The sequence below is a fragment of the Inquilinus sp. CA228 genome (genome assembly GCF_052078665.1).
Taxonomy (GTDB): domain Bacteria; phylum Pseudomonadota; class Alphaproteobacteria; order DSM-16000; family Inquilinaceae; genus Inquilinus.
The window spans coordinates 114043-136296 of record NZ_JBQJIK010000005.1; the positions used below are offsets into that span (position 1 = coordinate 114043).

Annotated in this window: 24 protein-coding genes; 16 read left to right on the forward strand and 8 right to left on the reverse strand. The window is 70.0% G+C overall.

What is annotated here, in order from left to right:
* Nucleotides 1-4: 4 nt before the first annotated feature.
* Nucleotides 5-133 carry a hypothetical protein gene (locus ACTOWL_RS03780; RefSeq protein ID WP_441319852.1) on the reverse strand — a complete coding sequence of 43 codons (129 nt, stop codon included), beginning with the start codon at nt 131-133 and terminating at the stop codon, nt 5-7.
* Between ACTOWL_RS03780 and ACTOWL_RS03785 the strand changes: the two genes are divergently transcribed.
* The 11 genes from ACTOWL_RS03785 (at nt 126) to ACTOWL_RS03835 (ending at nt 11468) form a co-directional block, all read left to right on the forward strand.
* Nucleotides 126-368, forward strand: coding sequence for a type II toxin-antitoxin system ParD family antitoxin (locus ACTOWL_RS03785; protein ID WP_441319853.1), 243 nt, complete (start codon nt 126-128; stop codon nt 366-368). The genes ACTOWL_RS03780 and ACTOWL_RS03785 overlap by 8 nt on opposite strands.
* Nucleotides 365-694, forward strand: a complete 330-nt coding sequence (locus tag ACTOWL_RS03790; protein ID WP_441319854.1) for a type II toxin-antitoxin system RelE/ParE family toxin — start codon at nt 365-367, stop codon at nt 692-694. Before ACTOWL_RS03785 ends, ACTOWL_RS03790 begins: the two co-directional genes overlap by 4 nt.
* 161 nt (nt 695-855) lie before the next feature.
* Nucleotides 856-2310 carry a DUF3375 domain-containing protein gene (locus ACTOWL_RS03795; protein WP_441319855.1) on the forward strand — a complete coding sequence of 485 codons (1455 nt, stop codon included), beginning with the start codon at nt 856-858 and terminating at the stop codon, nt 2308-2310.
* Between the two features lie 2 nt (nt 2311-2312).
* Nucleotides 2313-2984: a DUF4194 domain-containing protein gene (locus tag ACTOWL_RS03800; protein WP_441319856.1), complete on the forward strand. Its 672-nt coding sequence runs from the start codon at nt 2313-2315 to the stop codon at nt 2982-2984.
* The gene (locus ACTOWL_RS03805; RefSeq protein WP_441319857.1) at nt 2977-6399 is read left to right on the forward strand and encodes an ATP-binding protein; all 3423 of its coding nucleotides are present in this window, start codon (nt 2977-2979) and stop codon (nt 6397-6399) included. The genes ACTOWL_RS03800 and ACTOWL_RS03805 overlap by 8 nt, the downstream gene beginning before the upstream one ends.
* Nucleotides 6396-7589: a DUF3322 domain-containing protein gene (locus tag ACTOWL_RS03810; protein ID WP_441319858.1), complete on the forward strand. Its 1194-nt coding sequence runs from the start codon at nt 6396-6398 to the stop codon at nt 7587-7589. Before ACTOWL_RS03805 ends, ACTOWL_RS03810 begins: the two co-directional genes overlap by 4 nt.
* A 92-nt stretch (nt 7590-7681) precedes the next feature.
* Nucleotides 7682-8737, forward strand: coding sequence for a tRNA (adenosine(37)-N6)-threonylcarbamoyltransferase complex transferase subunit TsaD (tsaD, locus tag ACTOWL_RS03815; RefSeq protein ID WP_441319885.1), 1056 nt, complete (start codon nt 7682-7684; stop codon nt 8735-8737).
* Nucleotides 8738-8744: 7 nt separating this feature from the next.
* Entirely contained in the window at nt 8745-9725 is a 981-nt protein-coding gene (locus ACTOWL_RS03820; protein ID WP_441319859.1) for an NAD(P)H-dependent glycerol-3-phosphate dehydrogenase, read from the forward strand.
* A 174-nt stretch (nt 9726-9899) separates the two neighbouring features.
* Nucleotides 9900-10223: a BrnA antitoxin family protein gene (locus tag ACTOWL_RS03825; RefSeq protein WP_441319860.1), complete on the forward strand. Its 324-nt coding sequence runs from the start codon at nt 9900-9902 to the stop codon at nt 10221-10223.
* 103 nt (nt 10224-10326) lie between these two features.
* Nucleotides 10327-10743: an EVE domain-containing protein gene (locus tag ACTOWL_RS03830; RefSeq protein WP_441319861.1), complete on the forward strand. Its 417-nt coding sequence runs from the start codon at nt 10327-10329 to the stop codon at nt 10741-10743.
* A gap of 8 nt (nt 10744-10751) precedes the next feature.
* On the forward strand, nt 10752-11468 hold the full coding sequence (locus ACTOWL_RS03835; protein WP_441319862.1) for a 4'-phosphopantetheinyl transferase family protein: 717 nt from the start codon (nt 10752-10754) through the stop codon (nt 11466-11468).
* On the opposite strand, the gene ACTOWL_RS03840 is transcribed toward ACTOWL_RS03835, so the two are convergent.
* Together ACTOWL_RS03840 and ACTOWL_RS03845 are read right to left on the reverse strand one after the other, a co-directional pair.
* Nucleotides 11434-12303, reverse strand: coding sequence for a metallophosphoesterase family protein (locus ACTOWL_RS03840; RefSeq protein WP_441319863.1), 870 nt, complete (start codon nt 12301-12303; stop codon nt 11434-11436). The genes ACTOWL_RS03835 and ACTOWL_RS03840 overlap by 35 nt on opposite strands.
* Before the next feature lie 36 nt (nt 12304-12339).
* Nucleotides 12340-12684, reverse strand: a complete 345-nt coding sequence (locus ACTOWL_RS03845) for a hypothetical protein (RefSeq protein ID WP_441319864.1) — start codon at nt 12682-12684, stop codon at nt 12340-12342.
* Between the two features lie 151 nt (nt 12685-12835).
* Here ACTOWL_RS03845 and ACTOWL_RS03850 point away from each other — a divergent pair, with 151 nt between their 5' ends.
* Entirely contained in the window at nt 12836-13333 is a 498-nt protein-coding gene (locus ACTOWL_RS03850; protein WP_441319865.1) for a DUF1003 domain-containing protein, read from the forward strand.
* A gap of 2 nt (nt 13334-13335) precedes the next feature.
* Here the strand turns inward: ACTOWL_RS03850 and ACTOWL_RS03855 are convergent, their stop codons facing one another.
* Complete coding sequence (locus ACTOWL_RS03855; protein WP_441319866.1) at nt 13336-13869, reverse strand: gamma-glutamylcyclotransferase family protein; 534 nt, start codon at nt 13867-13869, stop codon at nt 13336-13338.
* Between the two features lie 258 nt (nt 13870-14127).
* Here ACTOWL_RS03855 and mscL point away from each other — a divergent pair, with 258 nt between their 5' ends.
* Complete coding sequence (gene mscL / locus ACTOWL_RS03860) at nt 14128-14550, forward strand: large conductance mechanosensitive channel protein MscL (RefSeq protein WP_441319867.1); 423 nt, start codon at nt 14128-14130, stop codon at nt 14548-14550.
* A gap of 51 nt (nt 14551-14601) precedes the next feature.
* Here the strand turns inward: mscL and ACTOWL_RS03865 are convergent, their stop codons facing one another.
* Together ACTOWL_RS03865 and ACTOWL_RS03870 are read right to left on the reverse strand one after the other, a co-directional pair.
* On the reverse strand, nt 14602-14997 hold the full coding sequence (locus ACTOWL_RS03865) for an OmpA family protein (RefSeq protein ID WP_441319868.1): 396 nt from the start codon (nt 14995-14997) through the stop codon (nt 14602-14604).
* Between the two features lie 96 nt (nt 14998-15093).
* Nucleotides 15094-16227, reverse strand: coding sequence for a cupin domain-containing protein (locus ACTOWL_RS03870; protein ID WP_441319869.1), 1134 nt, complete (start codon nt 16225-16227; stop codon nt 15094-15096).
* Nucleotides 16228-16358: 131 nt separating this feature from the next.
* On the opposite strand from ACTOWL_RS03870, the gene ACTOWL_RS03875 reads away from it, so the two are divergent.
* Both ACTOWL_RS03875 and ACTOWL_RS03880 read left to right on the forward strand, forming a co-directional pair.
* Entirely contained in the window at nt 16359-17552 is a 1194-nt protein-coding gene (locus ACTOWL_RS03875; RefSeq protein ID WP_441319870.1) for an acetyl-CoA C-acyltransferase, read from the forward strand.
* 125 nt (nt 17553-17677) lie between these two features.
* Nucleotides 17678-18574, forward strand: coding sequence for an NAD(P)-dependent oxidoreductase (locus ACTOWL_RS03880; protein ID WP_441319871.1), 897 nt, complete (start codon nt 17678-17680; stop codon nt 18572-18574).
* Nucleotides 18575-18578: 4 nt separating this feature from the next.
* Here the strand turns inward: ACTOWL_RS03880 and ACTOWL_RS03885 are convergent, their stop codons facing one another.
* Nucleotides 18579-20381: an ABCB family ABC transporter ATP-binding protein/permease gene (locus ACTOWL_RS03885; protein WP_441319872.1), complete on the reverse strand. Its 1803-nt coding sequence runs from the start codon at nt 20379-20381 to the stop codon at nt 18579-18581.
* Nucleotides 20382-20482: 101 nt separating this feature from the next.
* On the opposite strand from ACTOWL_RS03885, the gene ACTOWL_RS03890 reads away from it, so the two are divergent.
* The gene (locus ACTOWL_RS03890; protein ID WP_441319873.1) at nt 20483-21091 is read left to right on the forward strand and encodes a 2-hydroxychromene-2-carboxylate isomerase; all 609 of its coding nucleotides are present in this window, start codon (nt 20483-20485) and stop codon (nt 21089-21091) included.
* Here the strand turns inward: ACTOWL_RS03890 and ACTOWL_RS03895 are convergent, their stop codons facing one another.
* Complete coding sequence (locus ACTOWL_RS03895) at nt 21092-22192, reverse strand: peptidoglycan-binding domain-containing protein (RefSeq protein ID WP_441319874.1); 1101 nt, start codon at nt 22190-22192, stop codon at nt 21092-21094.
* Between the last annotated feature and the right edge of the window lie 62 nt (nt 22193-22254).

A 22254-nucleotide genomic window follows, 5' to 3' on the forward strand; every position in this document is an offset into this window, starting at 1 on the left:
ACTTCTAGAAGCCCGGCGCCCGCCGGGCAAGCCGCGCCGGTCGGTTGCGGCGACGTGGCCATTCGACGAGGGTGACGGCCTTGCCAAATTTTGCCAAGACGGTCATTCTTCCCATCATGAGCACGATGAACATCTCCCTGCCCGAGAGCCTGAAGTCCTTCGTCGACGAGCAGGTCAGCCAGCGCGGCTACGGCACCAGCAGCGAGTATGTGCGTGAGCTGATCCGCAAGGATCAGGACCGCCAGCAGCTTCGCGGTCTTCTGCTCGCGGGTGCCGAGTCTTCACCCACTTCTCCGGTCGACGCCGCTTACTTCGAAGGCTTGCGAGACCGGATCCGCAAGGCGGCGAACCCCGGCGACGGGGAGTGAAGGCCAAGCCCATCGCCCTCCGCGAGCAGGCCAGGCGGGATATCGACGGTGCGATCGCCCATTACCTGGATGAGGGTGCGGTGGAAGCCGCGCTCGGCTTCGTCCACGCGCTGGAGCAGGCTTACGCTCATATCAGCCGCCATCCTGCCACCGGCTCTTCCCGCTATGCCCATGAACTGAGCCTCCCCGGGCTGCGATCTTGGGTGTTGGCACGCTATCCCCATCTGATCTTCTACGTCGAGCATGACCATCACATCGACGTCTGGCGCGTCTTGCATGGCCAGCGAGACATCCAGGCTTGGATGCGGGAACCCGAGGCCCCTTGAATCCTGCCGGTCCTTTCGACCCCATGAGCAGTCGCGTTCCGATAGCGGGCTTGACGGGAGAGAAGATCTGTGTTCGTGTTTTGTTCGAAGACGTGGCAAGCCGGTTGCTGGAACCCATGAGCACCGATTGCACGGCTCTGTGGAACCGCTAGGCTGGCGCGATGGTGTTCGATTTCGACGCGCTCGAAACCCTTCGCGCCCATCATCCGGCGTGGCGGCTGCTGCGCTCGGATCACGCATCGCTCGCCATCGGCTTCCTGCATCGCGTCTTCGTCGCACCCAACACGCGCGTTATCGCGGCGGCGGACCTCGCCGAAGCGCTCGAGGACGAGCTCTATGCCTTGCGCGAGCGCTGGGGTGAGGACCGGTTTCCGCGGCCGGCGCTCGACTACCTCACCGACTGGGCCGCCACGGATAAGGGATGGCTGCGCAAATTCTATCGCGCCGGAACGGACGAGCTTCAGTTCGACCTGACCCCGGCTGCCGAAAAGGCCATCATCTGGCTGGGGCAGTTGTCGGAACGCAGCTTCGTCGGCACCGAATCCCGCCTGCTCACCCTGTTCGAGCTGCTGCGGCAGATGAGCGAAGGCAGCGAATCCGATCCGGCGAAGCGCGTCATCGAACTGCGACGGCGGCGCGACGAAATCGATGCCGAGATCGCGCAGGTGCAGGCAGGTCATGTGCCGCTGTTGGACGACACCGCCCTGAAGGACCGGTTCCAGCAATTCACCCAGCTTGCGCGCGAGCTGTTGGCTGATTTCCGCGAGGTGGAGCACAACTTCCGCCTGCTGGATCGCAAGGTGCGGGAGCGGATCGCCTTGTGGGAGGGAGCCAAGGGTGCCCTCCTGGAAGAGATCATGGGCGAGCACGACGCCATCGGCGACTCCGACCAGGGCCGGAGCTTCCGGGCCTTCTGGGACTTCCTGATGTCCAGCCGAAGACAGGAGGAGCTGACCGAGCTGCTGGATCGGGTGCTGGCCCTGCCTGCGGTGACCGATCTGCAGCCCGATGCCCGCATGCGGCGGGTTCACTACGACTGGCTGGAGGCCGGCGAACACACCCAGCGCACGGTGGCGCTGCTGTCGCAGCAGCTGCGGCGCTTTCTCGACGACCAGGCCTGGCTCGAGAACCGCAGGATCATGGATATCCTGCACGGCATCGAGACCAAGGCGATCGCCTTGCGGCAGTCGCCGCCGCCGGATGACGTGGCCAGCATCGCCGAGCCCGCCGCGGCCATCGAGCTGCCGCTGGAGCGGCCGTTGTATGCCCCGGCGCGCCGGTCCTTGATCGCCGAGATCGCGCTGCAGGAGGGGAGCGGCGATATCGATCCATCGGAGCTCTACGACCAGGTCGTCATCGACAAGGCCCGACTCACCCGTCACATCCGCCATGCCCTGCAGGCTCGCCCGCAGGTCACGCTGCGGGAGCTGATCGAGGCCCAGCCGCTGCAGCATGGGTTGGCGGAGCTGGTGGCTTATCTGCAGCTCGGCACCGACTCGTTCAGAGCCGAGGTCGTCGACGGTGCAATGGATCTGATCGCATGGACGACTGCGGCCCGGGACGGTCGATCCACGCACAGGCAGGCCCGATTGCCGCGGATCATCTTTGCGAGATGAGGATGGACCAGGGAGAACAGGAGCGAACCGCCGCAGCGACGGCGTCCCCAGGCCGGCCGGATCTCTCGACTCTGGCGATCGCCTTGCTCAAGGGGGTTGTCTATCGTGAGGAGGATGAGCGGCTCTGGGGGGCGTTGCTGGATCTCCAAGTTCGGCTGCGCGACTACATCGCCGTGCTCGGCCTCGATCTGGTGCTCGACGAGGCCGAAGGCTACGCCTTTCTCAAGAGCCGGCCCGAACCGGCGGAGGACGAGGCCGGCCCCCGGTTGCGGCGCCTCATCGTGCGCCGGCCGCTGTCGTTCCCGGTCAGCCTGCTGCTGGCGCTGCTGCGCAAGAAGCTCGTCGAATTCGATGCCGGCGGAGGCGACACGCGCCTGGTGCTGACGCGGGACGAGATCGTCGAACTGGTCCGCGTCTTTCTGCCCGACAGCAGCAACGAGGCCAGGCTGATCGATCAGATCGACGCGCAGATCAACAAGGTTGTCGATCTCGGCTTCCTCCGGCGCCTCAAGCCCAGCGGTGGAACGGTCGTGGGGCCGGCCGGCTTCGAGGTCCGGCGCATCCTCAAGGCCTTTGTCGACGCCCAATGGCTGGCCGATTTCGATGCCCGGCTGGCCGACTATCAGGCCCATCTCGCCGGCGGAGAGCGAGCCGCAGGAGACACCGATGAATGACCTGCAGCCCCGGGACGACCAGCTGTCCCTTGGTCTCGACGCCCGGATCGAGGGCTCGCTGGCCGGCTTCCGGCTGAAGCGGCTCGAGGTCTTCAATTGGGGGACGTTCCACAATCGGATCTGGACACTCTCCCTCGATGGCCGCAACGGCCTGCTCACGGGCGACATCGGCTCCGGCAAATCGACCCTGGTGGACGCGGTCACGACTTTGCTCGTGCCGGCGCATCGCGTCGCCTACAACAAGGCTGCCGGAGCCGATGTCAAGGAGCGCACGCTCCGCTCCTACGTGCTCGGGCATTACAAGTCCGAACGCAACGAAGCCACCGGGACGGCCAAGCCGGTGAGCCTGCGCGACCACAACAGCTATTCCGTCATTCTCGGGGTCTTCCACAATGCCGGCTACGACCAGACGGTGACGCTGGCACAGGTGTTCTGGATCAAGGACACCCAGGCGCAGCCGGCGCGCTTCTTCGTGGGGGCGGAGCGCGACCTTTCGATCGCGGCGGATTTCACGCAGTTCGGTTCGGACCTCACGCAGCTGCGCCGGAAGCTGCGGGCCGCTGGGGCGGAGATCGAGGACAGCTTTCCCCGCTACGGCGCATGGTTTCGCCGCCGCTTCGGCATCGAAAGCGATCAGGCGCTGGAGCTGTTCCATCAGACGGTGTCGATGAAGTCGGTCGGCAATCTGACCGATTTCGTGCGCGACCACATGCTGGAGCCGTTCGAGGTGGCGCCGCGCATCCAGGCGCTGATCACCCATTTCGACGACCTCGATCGGGCGCATCGGGCGGTCCTGAAGGCGCAGCGGCAGGTCGAGCTGCTCACGCCGCTCGTGGCCGATTGCGGGCGGCACACCGCGCTGGCCGGCGAGGTCGTGGATCTGGAGCGCTGCCGCGAAGCGCTGCGGGGATACTTCGCGGGCCTGAAGCTGGGGCTGCTCGACAAGCGCCTGGCCACGCTGGAACACGACTGGACCCGGCTCGACGGGGAGGTCAGGCGTCTCGAGGCGCAGCATGGCGAGCAACAGATCCGGCTCGACGAGATCAGGCAGGCCGTCGCCGAGAATGGCGGGGACCGGCTGGAGCGGCTGGCCGCCGAGATCCAGAGGAAGCAGGCGCTGCGGGACACGCGTCAGGCCAAGGCGCGCCGGTATGGGGAACTGACCGCGATTCTGGGCGAACCGGCCGTTGCCGACGTTGCGGCCTTCGCCGGCCAGCGCCTCCGCCTTGCCGCCTTGCGCGACGAGCTTCGCGGGCGCGACGCGGATCTGCAGAACAACGTGACCGAGCACGGCGTGACCCTGCGCCAAGGCAAGCTCGAGCATGACGGCCTGCAGGCCGAGATCGACAGCCTGAAGCGGCGGCGCAGCAACATCGACGACCGGCAGATCCAGATCCGCGCCGCCCTGTGCGACGCGCTCGGCATCGCCGAGGATGAGATGCCGTTCGCGGGCGAGCTGATCCAGGTGCGTGAAGCGGACCGCGACTGGGAGGGCGCCGCCGAGCGGCTGCTGCGGAACTTCGGGCTGTCGCTGCTGGTGCCTGATGCCCGTTACCGGGCGGTCGCCGACTGGGTGGACCGCAACCATCTGCGCGGCCGGCTGGTCTATTTCCACGTCCGTCCGCGCCGGCCGGGCGACCTTCCCGACCTGCACCGCGACTCGCTCGTCCGGAAGCTGGCGGTCAGGCCCGACTCGCCGTTCTACGACTGGCTGGACCGCGAGCTCGCCTATCGGTTCGATTTCGCGTGCTGTGCGACGCAGGACGAGTTCCGGCGCGAGGCCCGCGCCCTCACGCGTGCCGGCCAGATCAAGGACCCCAACGGGCGGCATGAGAAGGACGACCGCCACCGCATCGACGATCGCAGCCGTTACGTGCTGGGCTGGACCAACGCCGAGAAGATCGCGGCGCTCGAAGAGAATAGGGACCAGCTCGAACGGCGCCTGCATCAGGTCGCCGAACTCGTCGCCAAGCTCAACTCCGAGCGGGAGGGATTGGCGCACCGCCTCGCAGCCTCGGCGAAGCTGGAGGAGTTTGCCGAGTACGGGGAACTCGATTGGACGAGCGTGGCCGCGGAGATCGCGGCGCTGGAGGCCGAGCGCGAGCGGCTGGCTTCGGCGTCCGACGTGCTGAGGCAACTGAACGAGCAATTCCGGCAGGCGAAGGAACTGCTGGGGCGGATGGAGAAGGACCTCAGGGAGGCCAGGGACGCGCGCTCCAAGGTCGAGCAGCGCCGCAGCGACGCCGAAGCGCTGCGGCAGCAGGCGCAGGAACTGGTGCGGGACGCAGCGGCCGACGAGGCGCTGTCGCTGCGGCTGGAGACGATGCGTGCCGAGGCCTTGGGCGACCGCCAGCTGACCGTGGAATCGTGCGACAACCGGGAGCACGACCTTCGCGTCTGGCTCCAGGCCGCTATCGACGCCGAGCGGAAGAAGCTGGAACGCCTGACCGAGAAGATCATCAAGGCCATGTCGGCCTTCAAGGACGAATTCAAGCTCGAGACCGCCGAGATCGATGCCAGCCTCGACGCCGCGTTCGAATACGGGACGCTGCTCGATCAGTTGAACCGGGACGACCTGCCGCGTTTCGTCGCCCGCTTCAAGGAGCTGCTGAACGTCAACACGATCAACGAAATCGCCAACTTCAATGCCCAGCTGGCCCGCGAGCGCGAGACCATCAAGCAGCGGATCGATCGCATCAACGAGTCGCTGGCGCAGATCGACTACAACCCCGGGCGCTATATCATCCTGGAATCCCAACCCAGCCCGGACAGCGAGGTCCGGGACTTCCAGGCGAGCCTGCGGGCTTGCACCGAGGGGGCGCTGACCGGCGCCGAGGATTCCCAGTATTCCGAAGCCAAGTTCCTGCAGGTCAAGGCGATCATCGACCGCTTCCGCGGGCGGGAGGGCCTGTCCGAGCAGGACCGTCGCTGGACCGCCAAGGTGACCGACGTGCGCAACTGGTTCCTGTTCGCCGCCAGCGAACGCTGGCGCGAGGACGGGGCCGAGCACGAGCACTATTCCGATTCCGGCGGCAAGTCGGGCGGCCAGAAGGAGAAGCTGGCCTACACGATCCTGGCGGCCAGTCTGGCGTATCAGTTCGGACTGGAGTGGGGGGCCGCGCGCTCCCGCTCCTTCCGCTTCGTCGTCATCGACGAGGCCTTTGGACGCGGCTCCGACGAATCGGCGCAATACGGCCTCCAGCTTTTCCGGCAGCTCAACCTGCAGTTGCTGATCATCACGCCGCTGCAGAAGATCCATATCATCGAGCCGTTCGTATCCAGCGTCGGCTTCGTTCAGAACGAAGACGGCCGTGCCTCGAGGCTCCTCATGCTGACGATCGAGGAGTACCAGGCGCGGAAGGCGTCATACATGGCGTCGACGGACATGCTGGCGACGGCAGATCTGCCGGAATGAACTGGACCACTCCGCGCGACCTGAAGGTCCAGCTCTCGCGGCTCCGGGATCGTGGGGAGCTGCTGCGGCCCCTGGTCACCGGCGAGGCGGCATTCCCTCTGCGCCTCGTCCTGAAGGGGCCCAGTTCGTCCGAGTTGACCGATCGCTTCGAGGCCGTGCGGGCGTGGGCCGCGGATCTCGCGGCGGTGCCGCATGTCCGCATCGAGTGGCGCGAGGCCCGCCACCGTGTCCACGGCCTGCAGCGCCTGCCCGTCCAGGCCTGGGTCGACACGCTGGACGGCGCGCTCACGTTGCTGGGCAGCCGCCACGAGGGCGAGCGGCTGCGGCAGATGGTCGAATCGGCGAGGACCCTGGCCCCGGCCCTTCTGCCCTGGCTGGCCAGGCGCCCGGTGCAGGCCGTCGCTCTTGCTGATCGGTGGCAGCGCCTGATCGACGTCGTGCTCTGGTTGGCCGATCACCCGCGCCCCGGCATCTATCTGCGTCAGGTGGACGTTCCCGGGGTCGACAGCAAATTCATCGAAGCGCATCGCGCGGTCTTGTCCGAGCTGCTCGACCTCGCACTGCCTCCGGAGGCCGTGCAGCCCGACCGGGCAGGCGTCGGTCAATTCGCGTCCCGCTACGGTTTCCTGGACAAGCCCGTCCGCATCCGCTTTCGCGTGCTCGACGACGACATCCGGCTGCTGCCCGGTATTGCGCGCCCCGACATCACGCTAGACGCAGACAGCTTCGCGGCCCTGGATCTTCCGATCGGGCGCGTCTTCATCACCGAGAACGAGACCAACTTTCTCGCCTTCCCGCCGGTCCGTGACGGGATCGTGGTCTTCGGCGCCGGCTACGGCTGGGATGCGCTCGCCAGGGCCCGCTGGCTGGCCCGGAGCGCGATCCATTATTGGGGCGACATCGACACGCACGGCTTTGCAATTCTCGACCAGCTGCGCCGCCATTTTGGGCATGTGTCCTCGTTCCTGATGAATCGCGGGATCCTGACCGCGCACTGCCAGCACTGGGGCGAGGAACCCGATCAGGTGACGAACGATCTGCCCTGGCTGGAGAACGAGGAGCGCGCCCTGTTCGACGATCTGCGCCACAACCGTATCCGCCCGAATCTGCGGCTGGAGCAGGAGCGGGTGGGATTTCGGTGGGTCACGGATGGTCTGCGCCGCCTCGCGGGCGATCCGGATCGCGGTTGACGTCTCCGTTGGCATCTTCTCGCGCTGACGTGCTGCCTTCCGTCGCCACGGTCCTTTCGTCCCGCCGGCAGACCGCCTATATCGGGCCGATCATGATCGTGCTCGGCATCGAGACCTCCTGCGACGAGACGGCGGCGGCGCTGGTCGACGACCAGCGGCGCATCCTGGCCAACGTCGTGCTCAGCCAGATCGAGGAGCACGCCCCCTATGGCGGCGTGGTGCCCGAGGTGGCGGCGCGCGCCCATCTGGCCCATCTCGACGGCGTGGTCCGCCGGGCGCTGGCCGAGGCCGGGATCGGCCTCGACGCGGTCGACGGCATCGCCGCCACCGCCGGGCCGGGGCTGATCGGCGGCGTCGCCGTCGGGGTGATGACCGCCAAGGGCATCGCCGCCGCCCGCGGCCTGCCCTTCCTCGGCGTCAACCATCTCGAGGGTCACGCCCTGACCGCCCGACTGACCGACGGCGTCGACTTCCCCTACCTGCTGCTGCTGGTCTCCGGCGGCCATTGCCAGTTGCTCTGCGTCGAGGGCGTCGGCCGCTACCGGCGTTGGGGCACCACCATCGACGACGCGGTCGGCGAGGCCTTCGACAAGGTCGCCAAGATGCTCGGCCTCGGCCATCCCGGGGGGCCGCTGGTCGAGGCGGCGGCGCGGGGCGGCAACCCGAAGCGCTTCGCCCTGCCGCGGCCGATGGTCGGACGGCCGGACTGCGACTTCTCCTTCTCCGGCCTCAAGACCGCGGTGCGCCGCGCCGTGGCCGATCTGCCGCAGCCGCCGGCGGCGCAGGATGTCGCCGATCTCTGCGCCGCCTTCCAGGAATCGGTGGCGGCCTCGCTGGCCGACCGTGCCAAGCGCGCGATTGCCCGGTTCCGAGCGGAGCATCCGGCCGGCGGCGCCTTCGTGGTGGCCGGCGGCGTCGCCGCCAACCGGCGCCTGCGCGCCCGCCTGTCCGAGGTGGCGGAGGCGGCGGGGCTGCCCTTCGTCGCGCCGCCGCTGAACCTGTGCACCGACAACGGCGCCATGATCGCCTGGGCCGGGCTGGAGCGGCTGCGCCTGGGCCTGGTCGACGGGCTCGACTGCGCGCCGCGGCCGCGCTGGCCGCTCGATCCCACCGCGACGGCGGCGATCGGCGCCGGGGTGAAGGCTTGAGCCGCCAATGAGTCCAAGGCGCATCGCGGTGATCGGCGCCGGCGCCTGGGGCACGGCGCTGGCCCAGAGCTTCGCCGGGGCCGGGCACAGGGTGGTGCTGTGGGCGCGCGACCCGGACCGTGCCGCGGCGATGCAGGACAGCCGCGAGAACGCCGCCTATCTGCCGGGCATCGCGCTGCATCCGGGGATCGCTGTGACCGCCGACCTCGCCGCGGCGGAGGGGCTGCGGGTGCTCGCCGTGCCGGCACAGCATCTGCGCCCGATCCTGGAGCAGTTGTCGCCGCGGCCCGGGCCGCTGGTGATCACCGCCAAGGGCATCGAGACCGCGACCGGCCGGCTCATGCATGAGGTCGCGGCCGAGGCGCGGCCGGAGGCGGCGCCGGCGCTGCTGTCCGGCCCCAGCTTCGCCGCCGAGGTGGCGCGCGGCCTGCCGACCGCGCTGACCCTGGCCTGCGCCGACGCCGAGGCCGGCGCCGCCTTGGCCCGCAGCCTCGGCCACAAGACGCTGCGGCTGTACTGGAGCGAGGATCTGCGCGGCGTCGCCCTCGGCGGCGCGCTGAAGAACGTGCTGGCGATCGCCGCCGGCATCGTCACCGGACGCGGATTGGGCGAGAACGCCCGGGCGGCGCTGGTCACCCGCGGCCTGGCCGAGATGACGCGGCTCGGCGCCGGGCTCGGGGCGCGGCCGGAGACGCTGATGGGCCTGTCCGGCCTCGGCGACCTGCTGTTGACCGCCTGCAGCGCCACCAGCCGCAACACCTCGCTCGGCATCGCGCTGGGGCAGGGCCGGCCGCTGGCGCAGATCCTGGCCGAGCGCCGGTCGGTCACCGAAGGGGTGTGGACCGCGGCGGCGGCGGCCCGGCTGGCGGCGCAGGCGGGCGTCGACGCGCCGGTGATCGCCGCGGTCGACGCCGTGCTGAACCGCGGCGCCGCGATCGACACCGCCGTCGCCGGCCTGCTGCTGCGGCCGGCGAAACGCGAGGTATGAGGGGCGCGGGAAGGAAAACGACGCTATCATGCGAACGGCGAAGACGTTTGATTCTGTCCTGTCCAAATCGTCATCGCGAGGAGCGAAGCGACGTGGCGATCCAGGGGCCGGTGTCGCTGGATGGCCACGCCCCTGCGGGGCTCGCCATGACGGATTTACAATGGCGCCGTCCGCATGAGCACGAAGTCCGTTAGGCATGATGTCGATCTCGCCCATCTGCCGCCTCTGACCAAGGCGCAGGAGGCGGCGCTGGCGGCGCTGGCCGCTCGCCCGGACAGCGAGATCGACACCAGCGACATCCCCCCGCTGACCGAGGCGTTCTGGCAGAACGCCGAGCGCGGCCGGTTCTATCGGCCGGTCAAGACCTCGACCACCCTGCGCATCGATGCCGACGTCCTGGCCTGGCTGCGGTCGCAGGGGAAGGGGTATCAATCGCGGATCAACGCGATCCTACGACGCGAGATGCTGGCCGCTCTCCGGTCTCGAAAGACCGGCTAGCGGGAAGGGGCGATGCGTTCTGCACCCTTCCCGAAGTGTCCGTGTTTCCGCTAGCGTCCCGCCCAGAGGCGCGCGTCGCCGTCGATCCGAGAGGCTGAGAACCATGAAGCACTGGCTGGTGAAGTCCGAACCCGTCAAATGGGGCTGGGACCAGATGGTCAAGGCCAAGCGCACCCATTGGGACGGGGTCCGGAACTACGCGGCCTCGAACAACCTGAAGGCGATGAAGATCGGCGACCAGGCGTTCTTCTACCATTCGCAGGAGGGCCTGGAGATCGTCGGCATCGTCGAGATCGTGCGCGAATACTACCCGGACCCGAGCGACGAGAGCGGCCGCTTCGGCATGGTCGACGTGCAGGCCTCCCGGCCGCTGAAGACCCCGGTGACCTTGAAGCAGATGAAGGCCGATCCGGCCCTGTCCGACCTCGTCCTGATCCGCCAGGGGCGGCTGTCGGTCAGCCCGGTCAGCGACGCCGAATGGAAGCACATCTGCAAGCTCGGCGGCGTCGAACCGAAGTGAGGGTTGGCATGAGCGGTCCGGACGCCCCCGCCGACGCTCATGTCTGGACGGCCGAAGTGCCGGAGGACGACGCCCTGTTCGAGGCGTGCCTGCCGTTCCTGACCGCGGCGGAGCGGGCGCGGGCCGTGCGCTTCGTCATGCCGGGAGACCGCCGCCGCTTCGCCGCCGCCCGGTCGCTGATGCGCCGGCTGCTGCAGGAGATCGCCGGCATCCCGGCCGGCGAGTGGGACTTCGCCATCGGCGACCACGGCAAGCCGCTGATCTGCCGGCCGGAGCAGGGGCGGTCGATCGGCATCAACATCTCGCATGCCGAGGGCATGGTCGCCTGCGCCGCGGCGCCCGGCAGCGTCATCGGGGTCGATCTCGAATGGCTCGGCCGGGTGGTCGAGCCGCGCATCGCCGACCGCCGCTTCGCCGCGGCGGAGGCGGCGGCGGTGCGGGCGGTGCCGGCAGACCGGCGTCGTGAGGCTTTCCTCTCGATCTGGACGGTCAAGGAAGCCTATGTGAAGGCGCTCGGCGGCGGCCTGACCATCGCGCTCGACAGCTTCGTGGTCGAGGCGCTGTCGGAGCGGCCGAGGGTGCGCTTCCTCGACCCAGCGGTCGACGGCGCCGCCTGGCATTTCCGGCAGTGGCGGCCCTCGCCCCGCCACCTGCTGGGGCTGGCGCTGCGCAAGCCCGAGGGCGAGCCGGTCATCGCGGTCCGGCCCGTTGCCCTGACGCCCTGACGCTCGGCGTCGGCTCGGGCGGGCCGGGCAGGATCTCGCGCAGATAGGCGCCGACGCCGTAGGCCTGCTCCCACTGGTAGGGATAGCCCAGCGACACCTCCTCGAACCGGGTGCCGTCGCGCCAATCGGTGTGGCGGACGTGCAGATGGCCGCTGACCGCGACCGCGGCGCGGAACCGCCGGTGCCAGTCCTCGGTCAGCACCGTGCCGCACCACGGGCTGAAGCGCGGGATGCGCGGGATCCGCACCAGGTCGCGGCGCAGCGGGTAATGGTTGACCAGGATGGTCGGCAGCCCGGCGGGCAGCGCCGCCAGGCGCCGGGCAGTGGCCTCGATCCGGGCCCGGCACCAGTCCTGCCGGGTCGGGTGGGGATCGGGGTACAGCAGCAGCTCGTCGGCGCAGACGGCGCTCTCCTCCGCCGCCCAGGCCACCACCTCCTCGATCGGCAGGTCGGCCGGGCGGAAGCTGTAGTCGTACAGCAGGAACAAAGGGGCGATGGCGTGCTCGCCGCCCGGCCCGGGCCAGATCGGATAGGGATCCTCCGGCGTGGTCACCCCATGCCGCCGGGCCAGCGCGACCAGCGAGTCGTAGCGCTCGACGCCGCGCGGCGCGGCCGGGCTGCGGGCCCGGGTCCACAGCTCGTGGTTGCCCGGCACCCAGATCAGCCTTGCGAATTTCGATCCGAGCAGGGTGAAGGCGCGGCCCAGCCCGTCCGCCGTCTCGGCGATGTCGCCGGCCAGGATCAGCCAGTCCTCGGGACGGTCGGGCAGGGCCTCCAGCCGCTCGAAGCTGGCATCGGAGGCGAGGTGGAGGTCGGCGATGGCGAGCAGGCGCATCGGAACAGCTTGGCCGGTCCGGGCCGATCTGGCCAGCTATCCTCGGAACCGGTGCAGCGACACGATGCGGTGCAGCTCGACATCCATGTCGGAGCGCCAGCTGCGCGGCGCGTCGTCGGCCAGGGCGTCCGGGTCGGGGCGGGACGGCTCGTCCTCGCGGCAGAACGTCTCCGGATGCATGCCGCGGGCGCAATGGGCGAAGCCGTCGATGATCACCTGGGCGATTTTCGACGTGCCCCGGCGCAGCGCCCCGGGCTCGGGCTGCGGTGCGGGCGCGGCGGGCGCCGCGGGCCGGACGAAGGGATAGATCCTGGCTTCGAGGACCTCGGCCTCGATGGGCAATTCGGTCCGGTCGGCGGCGATCGGCCAGTCCGGTCTCATCACACTCACCCTTGCGCAGCGCGGCGAACCGCAGGCTCGATGGGGTGAGGCTCGCAACCGGCCGCTACCGCATGGTGGCGGAATCGGGCGAAATGGTTGCCGGTGTAATGTTCAGGCGCCCGGCTCGCCGCCCTGCGCCAGGAGACAGTCGATGAGCCACGCCCCCAGCCTGACGCCCGAGGACGAGCAGCTGCTGCACGATCTGCGGCAGCAGCGGCGGCATCACCGGACCAAGCATCGCGCCGAGCTCGGCTTCGGCCAGCGCCTGGCCGACGGCGTGGCGGCGACGGTCGGCTCCTGGCGTTTCATCATCATCCAGAGCGGCCTGCTGGCCCTCTGGATCCTGCTCAACGTCATCGGCTGGATCCAGGCCTGGGACCCTTACCCGTTCATCCTGCTGAACCTGGCCCTGTCGTTCCAGGCGGCCTACACCGCGCCGATCCTGATGATGAGCCAGAACCGCCAGTCCGAGATCGACCGCCACCACGCCGAGGTCGACTACAAGATCAACATCAAGGCGGAGCTGGAGATCGAGCAGCTGCACCAGAAGATCGACCTGCTGCGCGAGCAGGAGGTGGTGCGCCTGACCCGGGCGGTCGAGCTGCTGCTGCAGCGCCTGGACGCGGCGGAGGGGAAGGGGACGGCCTGACCTTACCGAGGACGGCGCCGCTCGGCGAAGTGCCGCTCGGCGCGGGCCTCGGCGTAGCGCCGGTCGGCCTGGGCCTTGACCTCGGGCCAGCGCAGCGCGGCCTCGGCGCTGCTCATCCTGCCGTACAGCGACATGTAGGCTTCGTGATGCATCAGCGTGCGCGGCTTCTCGGTGGCCTGCCAGGCCTCCAGATGCCAGGGCTCGCCGGCATCCTCGAGCGCGCCGGTCGAGGCGTAGATCTGCGCCTCGGCACGGCTGCCGTCGGCCAGCGCCACGGTCACCGGCTGCAGCGCGTAGTCGTCGCTCTCGAAGAACTGCATCCGGTCCAGCTCGTCGCCGGTGAAGCCCTCGACCAGCAGCCCGTCGACCCGGCCGTCGGGATGCGGCACCAGGATCGGATAGCTCTCGCCCTTCACCTTGCGGCTCTGCCGGCCCAGCAGGGTCGCCGGCTGCGTCGCCAGGGCCGCCATCGGCTGGCCGATCACCAGCGCGAACAGGTCGGGATCCTGCAGCGTGCCGAAAAAGAACAGGCGCATCGGTCGTTTCCCTTCCCGGCCCGGGCGGTTCCGACGGCGTGTCGGCCGCCCGGCATTGTGGAGGTGCGAGGGGCCGCAATTTGATCCTGCGGCGCCGAAAGTCAAGGTGATTCACAGGGACTTCTTGGAGCCGCCAATCCGGCCTTTTGTCTGCTTTGTCAGCATGTTTGCAGGTTTTTCTGTGATCCTGTGCAAAACGGATATATATATTTATGTCGCGGCCGGCATCGGCCACCAACAGAGATTTGGGGGCAGCGGATGTTACAGGAGTTCAAGGCCTTCATTGCCCGTGGCAGTGTGATCGACTTGGCGGTCGGCATCATCATGGGCGTGGCCTTCACAACGATCGTGAATTCCCTGGTCAACGACATCATCATGCCGCCGATCGGCGTGCTGCTGGGCGGTGTCGACTTCTCGAACTACTACATCAATCTTTCCGGGACTGACTATCCGAGCCTGGCCGCGGCCAAGGCGGCCGGCGCCGCGACGATCAACTACGGCGTCTTCATCAACGCCATCATCAACTTTTTGATCGTGGCCTTCGCCATCTTCCTCCTGGTGAAGCAGGTCAACCGTTTCATGAAGAAGCCCGAACCCGCCCCCGCGGCCCCCGCCGCGCCGCCGCGCAGCGAGGTGCTGCTGGAGGAGATCCGCGACACGCTGCGCAGCCAGCGGGGCTGACGTTTATACCCTTCCTGTTCCTGTCATTGCCGGGCTTGACAGGCAAGGGGCTCAGTAGACGATCCGGATCTCGACCCGGCGGTCGCCGACGGTGACGCCCGGCAGGGCCCCGGCGTCGCCATGGCCTTCGATACGGTGGATCAGGTCCGGCGAGACGCCGTCCGCCACCAGCGCCGCGGCGACGGCCTCGGCCCGCTTGACCGACAGCGCCTCATGGGTGTCGCGCGGGCCGGCCTTGCCGGCGAAGCCGTCGACGTTGATCGACTTCGCGCTCCAGCTCTTGGCCTCCGACGCCGCCTTGGCGACCAGCGCCCGCGCATCCGGCGTCAGCTCGGCGCTCTCATCCTTGAAGAAGATGTCATAAGGGCCGCCGGCCTTGGGGGCGCAGGCGGCGATCGCCAGGACGGGAACCAGGGCCAGGAGCGCACGACGGCTTGCAATCGGCATGATCGACCTGTTCGGGTTTGTTGTTGGTCGGGAATCCTTACCTGAGCGGCCCGGCCGATAGAAGCGCTTCCGCTTCGCTGCGTTGTCGAAAGCGCGTTACCTCTTGCCGGCCGGCTCGATCGCGCCCTGGGCCAGCAGCGCGTCCAGCAGTGCCGCCGCCGCCGGATCGGCCCAGGCCGCCTTCGCCTCCTCCGCCTTGAGCCGCCCGTCGCCGCACAGGCGCAGCGCTGCCTCGGCGGCGACACCGGCCGGCGCCGGATGCGCCTCGCCATCGGCGAACAGGACCAGCCCGTCCCCGTCGCGGGCGAAGGCCAGGCGGCTGCCGATCGTCCGGCGCAGCGCCCCGGCCGGCCGGCGTTTGCGCGGCGGCGGCGCCTCGCGCTCCTCCTTCGGCTCGGTCAGCAGGCCGCCCAGCCAGCCGGCCAGGAAGCGGCGATCGTCCAGCCTCTCGGCCAGATAGGCCCGCACCCGCTCGATCGCCGCGTCGGGGATCTCGCCGGGGTTGGCCGGCGGCGCCAGGTCGGGGTCGGCATAGCGCCGCTCCTCGTCCTCGGCATCGGCCACGGCAGCGGCGAAGCGGCCGGCCAGCTCGGCCACGCTCGGGGCGCGGAAGCCGATCGAGAAGGTCAGGCAGTCGTCCTCCGCCACGCCGTCATGGGCCCAGCCCGGCGGCAGGTACAGCATGTCGCCCGGCTCCAGCACCCACTCCTCGGCCGGCTGGAAATCTGCCAGCAGCTTCAGCGGCTGGTCCGGCACCCAGGCGGGCCGCACCTCGGCGGCGCCGCCGATCCGCCAGCGCCGGCGGCCCAGCCCCTGCAGCAGGAACACGTCATACTGGTCGACATGGGCGCCGACGCCGCCGCCCGGCGGGGCGTAGCTGACCATGACGTCGTCCAGCCGCCAGTCCGGGACGAAGCGGAAGCGGTCGCGCAGCGCCTCTACCGCCGGCTCCCACAGGTCGACCCCCTGCACCAGCAGGGTCCAGTCCTTGGCCGGCAGCTTGCCGAAATCGGCCTCGTCGAACGGCCCGTGCCGCACCGCCCATTTGCCGCGGCGGCGGGTGACCAGGCGGCTCTCCACCCCATCCTCGCAGGCCAGGCCGGCCAGCTCGTCCGGCGTGATCGGGCTGGTCCAGCCCGGGATCGCCTGGCGGATCAAGAGCGGCGCCTTCTGCCAGTGGTGGGCCAGAAAATCGGCGGCGGACAGGCCGCCGAGCAGGGGATCGGTCATGGAAGCCGCAGTCTTGCCCAGGGAATGACGGCGCGCACTGTACCGGCTCGATCCGTCCTCGCCCAGCGGCGCGTCCTCCGTGCTAGCATCGGCCCAACGAGACACCGCCCCTCACGAAACTGGAGGATGTCATGAGCGCGAATGATCCCGTCGTCATTGCGGGCGCGGCCCGCACCCCGATGGGCGGCTTCCAGGGCGAGCTGAAGGATGTGCGCGCGCCGCAACTCGGCGCCGTCGCCATCCGCGCGGCGCTGGAGCGCGCCGGCCTCGCCGCCGATGCGGTCGAGGAGGTGGTGATGGGCTGCGTGCTGCCGGCCGGCCTGGGCCAGGCTCCGGCCCGCCAAGCCGCCCGCGGCGCCGGCCTGCCCGACGCGGTGCCCTGCACCACGGTCAACAAGATGTGCGGCTCCGGCATGAAGGCGGTGATGCAGATCCATGACGCCATCGCCGCCGGGTCGGTGGGCATCGGCGTCGCCGGCGGGCTGGAGAGCATGACCAACGCCCCCTATCTGCTGGATCGCGCCCGCGGCGGCTACCGCATGGGCCATGGCAGGGTGCTGGACCACATGTTCCTCGACGGGCTGGAGGACGCCTATGAGCCCGGCCGGCTGATGGGCACCTATGCCGAGGACACGGCGCAGCACTACCAGTTCACCCGCGAGCAGCAGGACCGCTTCGCCCTGGCCAGCCTGGAGCGGGCGCGCAAGGCGTCGGAGGACGGCACCTTCGCCCGCGAGATCGCGGCGGTGACGGTGAAGGGCCGCGGCGGCGACGTGGTGATGACGGTCGACGAGCAGCCGCGCAACGCGAAGCCGGAGAAGATCCCGACGCTGAAGCCCGCCTTCCGGCCGGACGGCACGGTGACGGCGGCGAATTCCAGCTCGATCTCCGACGGCGGCGCGGCGCTGGTGCTGCTGCGCCGGTCGGAGGCGGAGCGGCGCGGCCTGCCGGTGCTGGCGCAGATCGTCGGCCATGCCAGCCACGCCCGGGCGCCGGCCTGGTTCACCACCGCGCCGATCGGGGCGATGGAGACGCTGTTCCAGCGGACCGGCTGGTCGGCCAGGGATGTCGACCTGTTCGAGATCAACGAAGCCTTCGCCGTGGTCACCATGGCGGCGATGCGCGACCTCGACCTGCCGCACGACAAGGTCAATGTCCATGGCGGCGCCTGCGCCCTCGGCCACCCGGTCGGCGCGTCGGGAGCGCGGATCATCGTCACCCTGTTGAATGCATTGCAGACCCATGGCCTCAAGCGCGGCGTCGCCGCGCTCTGCATCGGCGGCGGCGAGGCCACGGCGGTGGCGGTGGAGCGGATCGCCGCATAGCCGAGGCGTCGGGTGGGTTCGCCGGCGGCGGACCCAACATGGATTGTGGGAACGGGGGATACGCATGCCGGGTTCGCGACGCGGATCCGGTCGACTCCTGCCGGGACGACAGAGGGAGAAGGATGATGACGGAGAAGACGCGGATCGGCGTGGTCGGCCTCGGCAGCATGGGCGCGGCGATGGCGGTTCGCCTGCTCGACCAGGGCTGGCCGGTCGCGGTGTGGAACCGCAGCCCTGCGGCGGAGGAGCCGCTGCTGGCCAAGGGCGCGGTCCGGGCGGCGACGCCGGCCGAGGCCGCTTCCGGCGGCATCGTCCTGTCCATGGTGGCGGACGATTCGGCGCTGAAGAGCGTGACCACCGGCGACAGCGGCATCCTGTCCGGCCTGTCGCAAGGCGGCGTGCATGTGTCGATGAGCACGGTCAGCCCGGCGATCGCCGCCGATCTCGCCGCGGCGCATGCGACGGCCGGTTCGGCCTATGTCGGGTCGCCGGTCTTCGGCCGGCCGCCGGCGGCGGGTTCCGGCCAGCTCTGGATCGCCGTGTCCGGCCCGGTCGCGGCCAAGGACAAGGTCCGGCCGGTGCTGGAGACGCTGGGTCAGGCGGTGCATGATTTCGGCGAGGCGCCGGAGGCCGCGAATGTCGTCAAGATCGGCGGCAACTTCATGATCGCGGCGGCGATCGAGGCGATGGCCGAAACCTTCACCCTCCTGGAGAAGCACGGCGTCTCCGCCCGCCAGGCGCATGAGCTGTATTCCAGCTCGATCTTCGCCGCGCCGATCTACAAGAACTACGGCGGCTTCATCGTCGACCGGAAGTTCTCGCCGCCCGGCTTCCGCATGCCGCTCGGCCTCAAGGATGTCGGCCTGGCCCTGGCGGCCGGGGAGAGGGTAGGGGTGCCGCTGCCCTTCGCCGCGGTGCTGCGCGAGCGCTTCATCGGCTCGATCGCCCGCGGCCGCGGCGACCTCGACTGGACCGCGATCGCCCTGGATGCCGCGGAAGCGGCGGGGCTGAAGGTGGATTGAGCCGCTATTCAGCCGCCGGCTCGGCCACCCGATGCTGGCGCTGCCATAGCGCGGCATAGAGCCCGTCCCGGGCCAGCAGCACCGCGTGGCTGCCGCGCTCGGCGATCCGGCCGCGGTCCAGCACCAGGATCTCGTCGGCGTTGACCACGGTCGACAGGCGATGGGCGATGATCAGGGTCGAGGTGCCGCGCGAGGCCTCGGCCAGCCGCTCCTGGATCGCCTGCTCGGTGGCGCTGTCGAGCGACGAGGTCGCCTCGTCGAAGATGAACAGCCGCGGCTGCTTCAGCACGGCGCGGGCGATGGCGACGCGCTGCTTCTCGCCGCCCGACAGCTTCAGCCCGCGCTCCCCGACCAGGGTGTCCCAGCCATCCGGCAGCCCGGCGACGAAGCGGTCCAGCTGGGCGATCCGCGCCGCCGCCTCGATCTCCGCGTCGGTGGCGTCCGGCCGGCCGAAGGCGAGGTTGTCGCGCAGCGTCTCGTTCAGCAGCACCGTGTCCTGCGGCACCACGGCGATGGCGGCGCGCAGCGAAGCCTGGGTGATGTCGCGCAGGTCCTGGCCGTCCATCACGACCCGACCGTCGGACGGGTCGTAGAAGCGGAACAGCAGCCGGGCGATGGTCGACTTGCCGGCGCCCGAGGCGCCGACCACCGCCACCGTCCGCCCGGCCGGCAGGGTGAAGCCGACATCGCGCAGGATCGGCCGGCGCGGGTCGTAGGCGAAGGAGACGTGCTCGAAGACGAGATCGCCGCGGCCGGGCGGCAGCGGCACGGCGCCCGGCGAATCCGTCACCTCCGGCGCCTCGTCGAGCAGCGCGAACATCTGCTCGACCGACCCCAGCGAGTTGCGGATCACCCGGTACAGTCGGCTCAGCTGCTCCAGCGGCCGGGCCAGGCGGACGAAATAGGTGTTCAGCAGCACCAGGTCGCCGACCGACATGGTGCCGGCCTGAACCGCCTGGCCGCCCAGGATCAGCAGGATGGCGAGGCCGACGCTCAGCACCGTCATCTGGGCGATGCCGTTCAGGCTGCGCAGCGCCAGCCCCCGCGCGGCCAGCCGCTCGACCTCCTCCAGCCGCTCGTCGTAGCGGCGGCCGATCGCGCCCTCGGCGCCGAAATACTTCACCGTCTCGTAGTTGATCAGGCTGTCGATGGCGACGGCATGGGCGCTGCTGCTCTCCCGGTTCATGGTCCGGATCGTGGTCCGCAGATTATCGGCGCCCAGCGTCATCGCCCAGGCGAAGGCGGCCAGGGTGGCGGCGGTGACAAGGGCGTAGAAGGGCGGCAGATGCGCCAGCAGGATGACACAGGTGGCGGCGATCTCGATCAGCAGCGGCAGGATGCGGAAGGCGACGTCGTAGATCAGCTCGCGGATGCCGGACAGGCCGCGGCCGAGGTCCTCGCTGACCGCGCCGGTGCGGCGGCCCAGGTGGAAGCGCAGCGATAGCCCGTGCAGATGGGTGAAGAAGGTGCGGCTCAGCCGCCGCACCAGCCGGTGCTCGATCGGGCCATAGGCGGCGTATTGCAGCTCGCCCAGGATGCGCCCGACCCAGGAGGCGACGGCATAGGCGGTGATCACGCCCATCGCCCCGACCGCCCAGGTGTTGGCTTTGCCGGCATAGGCGTCGATCGCCAGCGAGAACAGCAGCGGCACCAGCGCCACGGCGAAGGAGGACAGGAACACCAGGGCGACGCAGGCCAGGATGCGCAGCCGCACGCCCCAGCTCTCGCCGCGCCACAGATAGGGCATGACCCGGCCCAGCGTGGCCAGGTCGCCGCGCGCGCTGTGGTCCCCCCGGGGCGGTGTCATCGACATCGGCTTCCGTCCGTTCGTCCCCGCCATCCTAAACGGAAGGTGGCCGCAGGTCCGTCGCCGATCTAGGCTCCGGGCAACAGCGGGAGGAGAGCCGGATGCCGTCGCCGATCGAGTTCTATTTCGACTTCGCCAGCCCCTACGGCTATCTCGGCGCCACTCGGATCGACGCGCTCGCCGCGCGGCACGGCCGCGAGGTGCGGTGGAAGCCGGTGCTGCTGGGCCCGATCATGAAGCAGATCGGCACCAGGCCGATCCGCGAGCTGCCGGTGCGCGGGCCGTATCTGGAGCAGGATGCGGCGCGCTTCGCGGCCTATCTGGGCGTCCCCTTCACCCTGCCGGCGCAATGGCCGATCGCGGCCCTGGCGCCGTCGCGCGCGGTGTGGTGGCTGGCCGATGACCGGCCGGCCCTGGCGCACGACCTCGCCGTCGCGCTCTACGATGCGCATTGGGGCCGCGGCGAGGACATCGCCGCGCCCGAGGTGGTGCTTCGCATCGCCGCCGGGCTCGGCCTCGACGCGGCGGAAACCGCGGACGCGATCCAGCGGCCGGAGGTCAAGGACCGGCTGCGGGCCGAGACCGACGCGGCGGCGGCGAAGGGCGTGTTCGGCTCGCCCTTCTTCCTGCTCGACGGCGAGGGCTTCTGGGGCGCCGACCGGCTGGACCAGCTGGAATGGCGCCTCCAGGGCAGCCCGCGCGCGGGCTGACTACCGCACCTTCTCGGGCTTGTAGTACTCCGGCGCCCAGCCCTTGCCGGTCCAGCGGAACAGCCGGTTGCCGTCGACCAGCAGGTCGCGCTTGCCGGCGCTGTAGCTCGGCGCCAGGCCCAGGTCGTGGGCCTTGCCGTCGGCGACCGGGGTCAGCGATTGCGAACCCTCGGCCAGGATCTCCCAGGGGCAGCCGTTCGAATCGCAGTGCTTGGCGTCGTTCCAGAACACGATCACGTCCGGGGTCAACTGGCCGGGCTTCTCGTCCAGCTCCATCTCGGCCACCTGGAACGGCGCGTCGCGCCAGTTGATCACCGCCGGCGACACCATCGGCGCGTAGCGTGCCTCCAGCAGCGGGATCAGCCGGTCGGGGATCGGGCTCAGCCAGCGCAGGGGCGGCGGCGGGCTGGCCGGGGTGGGCGCGCTCGGCGTCGCCGCGGCGGTGTCGCCCGGGGCGACAGGCGGGGCGGCGCCCGTGGCCGGCGCCGTGGACGGCGCGATCGGGGTCGGCGCGCCCGGCGTGGCGTCGACGGTCCGGCCGCCGCTGGCGAGATGGGCCACGGTCTCCACCGTCAGCCCGTCGTCCGGCGCCGGCAGGTTGTTCTTCTGCTGGTAGTCGCGCACCGCCGCCCGGCTGCGCTGGCCCAGGATGCCGTCGACTTGGCCGAGCCGATAGCCCGCCCCGTTCAGGGCGCTCTGCACCGCGCCGATCTCGGCCCGGTCGAATTCGACCGTCGGGTTGTCAAAGACATAGGACCCGGCGATGCGGGGCGCGCCGTCGCAGTTCTGCGGCAGGGCGTTCGCCGTGTCGATCGACGCGCCGCGGCCGTCGAAGCGGATCGCCAGGGCGGCGCCGCTGTTGCTGGTCCAGGTGATGGTGTCGCCGACCGGCTTGGCCATGCCGGACATCAGGCAGATGCCGCCGCGGCTGGAGCGGTGCAGCAGGAAGGCGACGTTGCCGTCCTGCGTCGGCTGGACCAGCAGCCGGATCGGCGCGTCGCCGCCGGCGACATAGGTGCCGGCCTCGATGTTGGCGGCAAAAGCGGTGCCCGCCCAGCCGGCGGTCGCGGCCAGGCAGGCCAGGGCAATGGTGGAACGCATCCGGGGCTCTCCGTGTCGTCTCGGTCGCTGTGCGAAACGTCCGGGGCACAGGTCCGGTTCCG